This window comes from Acinetobacter sp. ATCC 27244, from assembly GCF_000156555.1.
GTDB lineage: Bacteria > Pseudomonadota > Gammaproteobacteria > Pseudomonadales > Moraxellaceae > Acinetobacter > Acinetobacter haemolyticus.
Genome location: NZ_GG665954.1, coordinates 48,241 through 58,417, shown reverse-complemented (window position 1 = coordinate 58,417; position 10,177 = coordinate 48,241). Strand labels below are relative to the sequence as shown.

The 10,177-nt window shown below is 39.6% G+C and carries 5 protein-coding genes; 4 read left to right on the top strand and 1 reads right to left on the bottom strand.

The genetic code is table 11. The features are described from left to right. The first annotated feature begins 162 nt into the window (after positions 1-162). Together radA and HMPREF0023_RS07795 are read left to right on the top strand one after the other, a co-directional pair. A complete protein-coding gene (gene radA, locus HMPREF0023_RS07800) occupies positions 163-1,551 on the top strand; it encodes a DNA repair protein RadA (RefSeq protein ID WP_004640192.1) in 1,389 nt (462 codons plus the stop codon). A gap of 82 nt (positions 1,552-1,633) precedes the next feature. Then, entirely contained in the window at positions 1,634-2,650 is a 1,017-nt protein-coding gene (locus tag HMPREF0023_RS07795; RefSeq protein WP_004640194.1) for a Tim44 domain-containing protein, read from the top strand. Between the two features lie 323 nt (positions 2,651-2,973). Here HMPREF0023_RS07795 and HMPREF0023_RS07790 read toward each other — a convergent pair whose 3' ends face one another. Continuing rightward, the gene (locus HMPREF0023_RS07790) at positions 2,974-4,605 is read right to left on the bottom strand and encodes an inorganic phosphate transporter (protein WP_004640196.1); all 1,632 of its coding nucleotides are present in this window, start codon (positions 4,603-4,605) and stop codon (positions 2,974-2,976) included. A gap of 436 nt (positions 4,606-5,041) precedes the next feature. Here HMPREF0023_RS07790 and metH point away from each other — a divergent pair, with 436 nt between their 5' ends. Together metH and HMPREF0023_RS16720 are read left to right on the top strand one after the other, a co-directional pair. Next, positions 5,042-8,728 (top strand): methionine synthase, encoded by a 3,687-nt coding sequence (gene metH / locus HMPREF0023_RS07780; RefSeq protein ID WP_008941728.1) that lies wholly within the window; start codon positions 5,042-5,044, stop codon positions 8,726-8,728. A 185-nt stretch (positions 8,729-8,913) separates the two neighbouring features. Next, positions 8,914-10,177, top strand: a 1,264-nt coding sequence (locus HMPREF0023_RS16720; RefSeq protein WP_008941727.1) for a hypothetical protein, incomplete at its 3' end; no start/stop codon positions are given.

The window sequence follows — 10,177 nt, the reverse complement described above, 5'->3', positions numbered from 1 at the left end:
ACCTTATATCATGTTATTTTTCTGAGCACTTCCCTTTAACCAGTAATAGTACGAAAAAACGCCCTTTTTCTTTATCCTTATCAAGAAAAAATGGACTCGACGCATCGTTTTCGTATTTACTTTACTTTTTAACTAATTTACACAAATTTTTCAATTTTAAATATGGCAAAAATTAAAACTGTTTACCGTTGTGAACAATGTGGTGCTGATCATCCGAAATGGGCTGGGCAATGTACGGAATGCGGTGAATGGAACTGTTTGGTCGAAGTACGTATCGAACCGACTGTTACACATCGCGCTCAACCTAAAATCGGTGGCTATGCAGGGCAAGTTGCCAATATTACGACACTTAATCAAGTTTCTGTGTCCCATGAAACACGTTTAGCGACAGGTGTAAGTGAGTTTGATCGAGTGTTGGGCGGAGGTCTGGTCACTGGTTCCGTTGTGCTTATCGGTGGTGATCCGGGTATTGGAAAATCCACAATTTTGCTGCAAACAGCCACTCATATGGCCAGTAAGAACAGCTCCGCGCTCTATGTCACTGGCGAAGAATCTCTTTCTCAAGTTGCTTTACGAGCACAGCGTCTAGACTTACCTACCGACCAACTCAAGGTTATGGCAGAGACTTGTGTGGAACGTATTTGTGAAGTTCTAGCACAAGAACGCCCTGCGGTTGCCATCTTAGACTCCATTCAAACCTTGTATACCGAGACGCTACAATCTGCACCAGGTGGTGTTTCACAAATTCGTGAATCTGCGGCCCTACTCACACGTTTTGCAAAAAATAGTGGAACGGCGTTATTTATCGTGGGGCACGTAACGAAAGAAGGTGCTTTAGCTGGACCACGTGTGCTTGAACATATGGTGGACTGTGTTTTGTATTTTGAAGGGCAAACTGACTCACGTTATCGCATGATTCGTGCGGTAAAGAACCGTTTTGGTGCAGTAAACGAGCTAGGCGTCTTTGCAATGACCGACAAAGGGTTAAGAGAAGTTGCAAATCCTTCTGCAATCTTTTTAAGTCGTTATGACGAAGCAATCCCCGGTTCTATCGTGATGATTAGCCGTGAAGGTACTCGCCCCCTACTCGTTGAAGTTCAAGCACTGGTAGACGATGCACACACACAACCACGTCGTGTTGCACTTGGCTTAGAGCAAAACCGCCTAAATATGTTACTCGCAGTGATGCACAGGCATGGTGGCGTACAAACTGCAGGACAAGATGTATATGTCAATGTTGTAGGTGGATTAAAAATTACGGAAACAGGTTCTGACTTAGCGGTTCTACTTGCCTGTGCTTCGAGCCTACGGGGCAAGGCACTTCCACAACAACTCGCTGTATTTGGTGAGGTCGGTTTATCAGGTGAGATTCGTCCTGTTCCAAATGGTCAGGAACGTCTCCGAGAAGCAGCAAAACATGGCTTTAAATATGCAATTTTACCGCGTGGCAATGCACCGCAAAAAGCAATTGACGGGATTCAGGTGATTGCTGTTGCGCGTTTACATGAAGCTTTGACAGAGGCAATGCAATTGAGTGATGAATTGACATAAAAAAATATACTTTTTTGATTGAAATTCTGCACAAATACCTGCATAAATACACTCACAAATTGGAATTGAATAGGAATTTTCGATGCAAGTACACCAGCGTGGCTTGATGGCAGCTTTATTAATGGCAACTTTGGTTGCTGCACCCCTTGCGGAAGCGAAGCGTGCAGGTGGCGGTAAAAGCCATGGCATGAGCCGTTCTAGTTCAAGTCAATCACAGCCAGCAAATAATCAGTCTTATCAGCAATCACGTCAAGCAACACCAGCACAACAACAACCTGCTACAGCACCACAAAAATCAGGTCCTGGCGTAGGTGGTATGGTCGCTGCGGGTGTCGCTGGTGCAGCACTTGGTGCAGTAGCAGCAAATGCAATGGCTGATGATAAAGACCCAGCACAAACCGAGCAGCAAGCTGTAGCAGCGGAGGAAGAGAAACAAGGGCTTCCAAGCTGGATATGGGTCTTACTTGCAGCAGCAGCCGCCTTCTTTGTGTTCCGCAGATTAGGCGCAAAAAAAAAATTAGCAGCAAATAACCCATACGCTCCAAACAATGGCGGTCCAAACTCGAACCAGTTTAGCCGTCAAAGTTCACAACCAACTGCTCGCCAAACTGGTGACAACACCAATATCTTTGGTCAAGCAGTTGGCGGTGGTGCTGCAACACAATCTCCATTTGGTAACGCACCAACTCAAGCTCCATTCGGTAGTGCAACCATGAGTAGTGGTAATCAATTGCCAGACGGCACTGAACCTGCTGCTTTTTTACGTGTTGCCCGTCAGCGTTTCAACCATATTCAATCTATGAACACAGCAAGCAATATTCAGGAAATTCGCCGTTATTTAACACCTGACTTATATGCGTCTATGTATCAAGACATTATGGCAAACCAAGACCAAGACGTAGCTGAGTTTAGTAATCTCAATGCAATGATTGCAGAAACAGCAACTGAAAATGGTCAGTATGTTGTGAGTGTACGTTTTACAGGCACCGTAAGCGAAGATCTAAACAGTTTACCGCAACCATTTACTGAGATTTGGCATTTTGTTAAAGATGTTGGTTCACAGCAAGATTGGGTTGTTGCTGGGATTCAACAAGCTTAAAGCACTGTAGTTAAAAAGATTAAAAGAGCTGTTTCGACAGCTCTTTTTTATTGTATTAAGTTTCCTAAATCACTCAATCCCTCTATATTTTTCTTACTCAGCTAAAGACTAAGCCCTTCTCTAAATCCCCACTTCGTTTTAACTGTCATTATTCCATTTAACACAAATAGCATTAGATATAGGTACATCAACCGCATCCAAAAGATGCTTGATAAGAGTTACTAAACGATGACCATGTAGCATGGTAATATCAAAATACCTTTTATCTAAAGCAAAAAAAGCCTTGCCGTAGCAAAGCTTTTATCATCTTGTAATCACTCAAATTAAGAAACGAATTGTAAGAACAACCAGTATAAACCACCAGATAATGCAATCGTCGCTGGTAACGTAAATACCCATGCCGAAAGAATCGTTCTAATCGTAGCAAAATTTAAGCCTGATTTATTTGCGACCATCGTACCTGCAACTGCACTGTTTAAAACATGTGTTGTTGAAACAGGCATACCAAAACCATCAGCAGCAGCAATCGTACTCATCGCAACCAATTCAGCAGACATCCCTTGACCATAAGTCATGTGATTCTTACCAATACGCTCACCCACTGTAATAACGATACGTTTCCAACCCACCATTGTTCCTAAGCCAAGTGCTAATGCAACAGCAACTTTTACCCAGTTTGGAATGTACTGTAGGAATGAATCCATATTGTTACGATAGTCTTTTACTACTTTTTGCTGTTCTGTGGTCATCACAGGTAGCGCATCTTCTTTATCTAAGCGCTTAAACGTTGTAGTACTTAAGTACATATCATTACGTAATTCAGCAACTCCAGCTTCTGGAATGTCTTTAAGATCACCATAAGCTGCAACTTTTTCACCTAAATGCCCAGTCATACTCGCCAATGCAGGTAAAACTTCAGGTGTTTGTTCTTTGGTTTGAATGTATTTTGTCAGGATATCTCGCGCTTTTTCATCCGAAAATTCTTGTTGATCAACATTCAATACCAAAGCAGTTTGAGCTGATAATTGCTCAAAAGATTGTAAATGCTTTTGGTCTAAACTTTTGTTCAGCGAATAAGCCAATGGAACCAAACCGATCAAGATCAACATGATTAGACCCATACCCTTTTGACCATCATTTGAACCGTGAGCAAAACTCACACCTGTACAAGTGAAAATCAGGATACCGCGAATGAGTGGTGGTGGTGGTTTATTTCCAACAGGCGGTTGGAACAACTCCATTTGGCGTTTAAATATTTTTTTCACCAATAAGAATAAAACGGCTGCAAAAGCAAAACCAATCATTGGAGAAAATAATAACGCCTTACCGACCTTTAGCACTTGATCCATGTCAATGCCACTGGTTGCGCCAGTTGATGCATTTAACAAATGATTCATAATGCCCACACCTAAAATCGAACCAATTAGGGTGTGTGAACTCGATGCTGGGATACCCAAAAACCAAGTACCAAGGTTCCACAAAATCGCTGCAATCAACAGCGCGAAAACCATGGCAAAACCAGCCCCGCTGCCGACATTCATAATCATTTCAACAGGTAATAATGCAATAATACCGTAAGCAACTGCACCACTTGCCACCATAACCCCTAAGAAGTTACAGAAGCCTGCCCACATGACCGCTACTGGTGCAGGAAGCGCATTGGTATAAATCACCGTCGCAACAGCATTTGCAGTATCATGAAAACCGTTTACAAATTCGAATGCCAAGGCAATAAATAGTGCCGTAGATAATAAAATAACTGAATATAAACTTAATGGTGGGACATGTGATAAATCAGCACTCACCTGAAAACCAATATAAATCAGTGTAGCAACAATGACTGTTAAGAACACCGGCATAAAAAATTTAGGTGTTGGTACATGTACATTCGTCGATTGGGCTTGCGATTCTGTCGCAACTGGTGAATCCGAAGCAGGGGGTAGATTTGAATTCATGTAGACGGCTGGAGGATAAAAAAATCCCCCATATTGTTTAATTAAATTATGACAATTATATGACAAAGCTTTGTCACATGAACTCAAATTTTCATCATTTCATCACTTTTACACCAATTTTTTGTATCGAAACAGTGCGTTAAATCAAAATTAATCCATATTTTTCAATAAAATAAAGCAATATCAGGGTTAGAATAAATCGTTGTCTGATTTTGCAACAAACGCAAAAAAATATGACTTTTATTGGTCATACTGCGAACATTTTGCTTTATTTTTAAGCATTATTACCTTGAATTGTTGCACTTTGATGAAAGTTTTATGACATTTTTCAATTTGAATGCGCGGTTCACCGCCTTTTAGATGGAAAATAAGCGCTTCAGCATTGCTTCTGCTACAATGCGTCTGCTTTTTATCTTTGCCATTACTGGGGTTCCTTATGTCCACGCTTGCCACCCTAAAATCTCTTCTCGCCCAACGTATCCTGATTATTGACGGTGCAATGGGAACCATGATTCAACGCCATAAGTTAGAAGAAGAAGATTATCGTGGTGAACGTTTTGCAGATTGGGCTTCTGATCTTAAAGGTAACAACGATCTTTTAGTATTGACTCAACCGCAGATTATTCAAGGCATCCATGAAGCTTATTTGGATGCTGGTGCAGACATCATTGAAACCAACAGCTTTAATGGTACTCGTGTTTCGATGTCAGATTATCATATGGAAGATCTTGTTCCAGAGATCAACCGTGAAGCGGCACGTCTCGCCAGAGCTGCATGTGATAAATATTCAACCCCAGAAAAACCTCGTTTTGTGGCAGGTGTACTTGGCCCTACATCGCGTACCTGTTCAATCTCACCAAACGTCAATGATCCAGCATTCCGTAATATTACTTTCGATGAACTCAAAGAAAATTATATCGAAGCAACGCACGCCTTAATTGAAGGTGGTGCTGACATTCTATTAATCGAAACAGTTTTCGATACCTTGAACTGTAAAGCGGCAATCTTTGCGGTCAAAGAAGTCTTTAAGCAAATCGGTTATGAACTTCCATTGATGATTTCAGGTACGATTACAGATGCCTCAGGTCGTACATTGACAGGTCAAACTGCTGAAGCATTCTGGAACTCAGTTCGTCATGGTGATTTGCTGTCAATTGGTTTTAACTGTGCATTGGGTGCAGATGCAATGCGCCCTCACGTTAAAACCATTGCTGACGTTGCCGATACTTTTGTTTCAGCGCACCCAAATGCTGGCTTACCGAATGCATTTGGTGAGTATGACGAAACTCCAGAACAAACCGCAGCCTTAATTAAAGAATTTGCTGAGAGTGGTTTGATCAATATTACTGGTGGTTGCTGTGGTACCACACCAGATCATATCCGTGCGATCTACCAAGCTGTTAAAGATATTCCACCACGTAAAATTCCTGAGACTGTTCATGCTTGCCGTTTGAGTGGTTTAGAACCATTTAATATTTATGATGATTCTTTATTTGTAAACGTTGGTGAACGTACTAACGTTACAGGATCAAAAAAGTTCCTTCGTCTCATCCGTGAAGAAAATTTTGCAGAAGCTTTAGAAGTCGCTCAGCAACAGGTTGAAGCTGGTGCGCAGATCATCGATATCAACATGGATGAAGGGATGCTCGATTCGCAAGGTGCGATGGTGCATTTCCTGAACCTTGTCGCTTCAGAACCTGATATTTCACGTGTGCCAATCATGATTGACTCATCGAAATGGGAAATCATTGAAGCAGGTCTAAAATGTGTTCAAGGTAAACCGGTTGTAAACTCGATTTCCTTAAAAGAAGGTTATGACGAGTTTGTCGAAAAAGCTCGCCTTTGCCGTCAGTACGGTGCAGCAGTTATTGTCATGGCTTTTGACGAAGTTGGTCAGGCAGATACAGCTGAACGTAAGCGTGAAATTTGTAAACGCTCTTATGACATTTTAGTCAATGAAGTTGGCTATCCAGCTGAAGATATTATTTTCGATCCAAACGTGTTTGCAGTAGCAACAGGGATCGAAGAACACAATAACTATGCCGTAGACTTTATTGAAGCAACTGGTTGGATCACACAAAACTTACCACATGCCATGATTTCAGGTGGTGTTTCTAACGTTTCATTCTCATTCCGTGGTAATGAGCCTGTACGTGAAGCGATTCACTCCGTGTTCCTCTATCATGCCATCAAACAAGGCATGACCATGGGTATCGTAAACGCTGGTCAGATGGCGATTTATGACGATATCAATAAAGAGCTGAAAGATGCTGTTGAAGATGTTGTACTCAACCAAAACCAAGGTGAGACAGGTCAAGCTGCAACTGAAAAACTCTTAGAAGTTGCTGAAAAATATCGTGGTCAAGCAGGTGCTACCAAAGAAGCCGAAAATCTTGAGTGGCGTAATGAGTCTGTAGAAAAACGTCTTGAATACGCTTTAGTTAAAGGTATTACCACGTATATCGACCAAGATACTGAAGAAGCACGTTTAAAATCAAAACGTCCTCTTGATGTGATCGAAGGCCCATTGATGGACGGCATGAACGTGGTCGGTGACTTGTTTGGTTCAGGAAAAATGTTCCTTCCTCAAGTTGTTAAATCTGCACGCGTCATGAAACAAGCTGTAGCATGGCTCAACCCATACATTGAAGCTGAGAAGTCAGAAGGACAATCTAAAGGTAAAGTCCTGATGGCAACGGTAAAAGGTGACGTACACGATATTGGTAAAAATATTGTGGGTGTTGTCTTAGGTTGTAATGGCTATGACATCGTTGACCTCGGTGTGATGGTACCTGCGGAAAAAATTCTGCAAACAGCAATTGATGAGAAATGTGACATCATTGGTTTGTCCGGTTTGATCACCCCTTCTTTGGATGAAATGGTCTTTGTTGCCAAAGAAATGCAACGTAAAGGTTTTAATATTCCTTTATTGATCGGCGGTGCAACCACATCAAAAGCACACACCGCAGTTAAAATTGATCCTCAATATTCAAATGATGCAGTAATTTACGTCGCGGATGCTTCACGTGCTGTGGGTGTCGCAACCACCCTACTTTCTCCTGAAATGCGCGGTAACTTTATTGCAGAGCATCGTGCTGAATATGCCAAGATTCGTGAACGTTTAGCAAATAAACAACCGAAAGCTGCAAAATTGAGTTATGCAGAATCAGTCGAAAACGGTTTTAAAATTGATAATCACTATGTCCCACCAAAGCCAAATGCTTTGGGTACACAAGTTATTAAGAATTATCCGCTTGAAACCTTAGTTGAATATTTTGATTGGACACCATTCTTTATCTCTTGGAGTTTGGCGGGTAAATTCCCGAAAATTTTAGAAGATGAAGTGGTCGGTGAAGCAGCGACTGATCTTTATAATCAAGCGCAAGCGATGCTGAAAGACATTATCGAGAATAATCGTTTCGATGCACGTGCAGTATTTGGTCTATACCCTGCACAACGTACAGCTGCGGATACAGTCAGCGTATTTGATGAAGCAGGTCAAAAAGTTACGCATACCTTTGAGCACGTACGTCAGCAATCAGACAAAGTGACAGGTAAACCAAACTTGTCTTTGGCAGATTATATTAAGCCTTCTGAACAACCTGAAGATTATCTCGGTGGTTTTACGGTGTCGATCTTTGGTGCTGAAGAATTAGCAAATGAATATAAAGCCAAAGGTGATGACTATTCAGCGATTTTGGTTCAGTCTTTAGCGGATCGTTTTGCAGAAGCATTTGCTGAGCATTTACATGAGCGTATCCGTAAAGAGTTCTGGGGCTATAAAGCAGATGAAACGTTGAGTAATGAAGAACTGATCAAAGAAAAGTATGTCGGTATTCGACCTGCTCCAGGTTACCCTGCTTGTCCTGAACACTCTGAAAAAGCAGTATTATTTGATTGGTTAGGTTCAGAAGAAAAAATTGGTACCAAACTGACTGAACACTTTGCCATGATGCCGCCTTCTTCTGTAAGTGGTTTCTATTATTCGCATCCTCAAAGTGAATACTTTAATGTGGGCAAAATCTCTCAAGATCAGCTTGAAGATTATGCAAAACGTAAAGGCTGGACGCTGGATGAAGCGAAACGTTGGTTAGCACCGAATTTAGATGATTCGATTGGTTGATTTAGAGTTCTTATAATCTCCCCTTGCGAAGCAATGCTTCTCACCTGCTTTAAAAAGAGGGGGATTTCATGTGATTAAATGAATTACATGACAGCTCCTCCCTTTGAAAAGGGAGGTTGGGAGGGATTATAAAGTCGAGTAAATTAAACTATACTAAATCATTAAAATTAAAGTGCTTTTCAAATATGGATCAACTAAATACGAGGGAAATAGCTTCAATTGTATGGATGATAATTTTTTTCGTAGTTATCGTTTTCTACTCTTTAAAAAACCTCCATCTTAGATCATCTCTTATTGCTATCATTAAAAGTTTTTTCCATATAAAAATAATTACGTCCATTTTATTCATTACTTCATATCTAACGCCGATTTTATGGCTTCTCTATCAACTTCAGATTTGGGATTTTAGCCAACTTAAAAATACATTTTTTTGGTATATAACATTTGCAATAGGTACTTTGTTTAACATAAATACTATTAAGGAGAATTCGCAAAATTTCTTTATCGGAACTATAAAATCATCAATAAACTTAAGCATATTTCTTCAGTTTATTATTAATTTTCATACCTTTAATCTACTTATAGAACTAATAATTATTTTCCCAATTATTACTATTTTAACGGTATTCAGTACAGTTGCTCAACACAATCCTGAACATCTTAAAGTTAAAAAACTTTGCGACTCCATACTAATAATTATTTTTTTCATATTTTTTACCCATTTTTTAATTCAAATTTTTAGAGATCTCTCAAAATTTGCAAATTATCAAACATTACAAGATTTTTTAACACCGATCTTTTTAACAATACTATATTTACCTTTCCTTTGGTTTTTTCTCTTATATATAAAATATGAGGAAATATTCGTACGACTTCATTTTTTTATTGATAATAAAAAACTAATCTCTCTTACCAAATTTTTAGTCATTATTAATTTTCGAACTCAAAAAGATTTAATCGATGAATGGTTTCATCACATCAAAATACATAAGATTGGAAATTATCAACAGCTTATAAAGTCATTTTCCCTCATAAAACAAAGAAATATGAAAAGAAAACATTTAATTGAAATTCCATTAAAAAAGGGTTGGAGTGCACACAAGGCTGAAAATTATCTTACTGATTTTAATATAAAAATTAAGTATACCGATATTGGTGATGATACTTGGTTTGGATCAAAAATCCTCAAATTAGATAATGATTTCAATCCATCTACTTTAACCTACTATATTCAGGGCAATGAAGATGTTGTAGATCAATTGAAAATTAAACTATTTCTATATGAACTTGATCTTCTTCCACAGTACCTAAGTATCTACACTGAAGCTATAAACTGCTTACTTTGGAATGCTCTTAATGTTGGTTTAAACCAAGATCAGATTGATAATATTTATAGCTTGGAAAACTTTTTAGACACTTTACATGATAAACAAATTGGATTTCAGTATG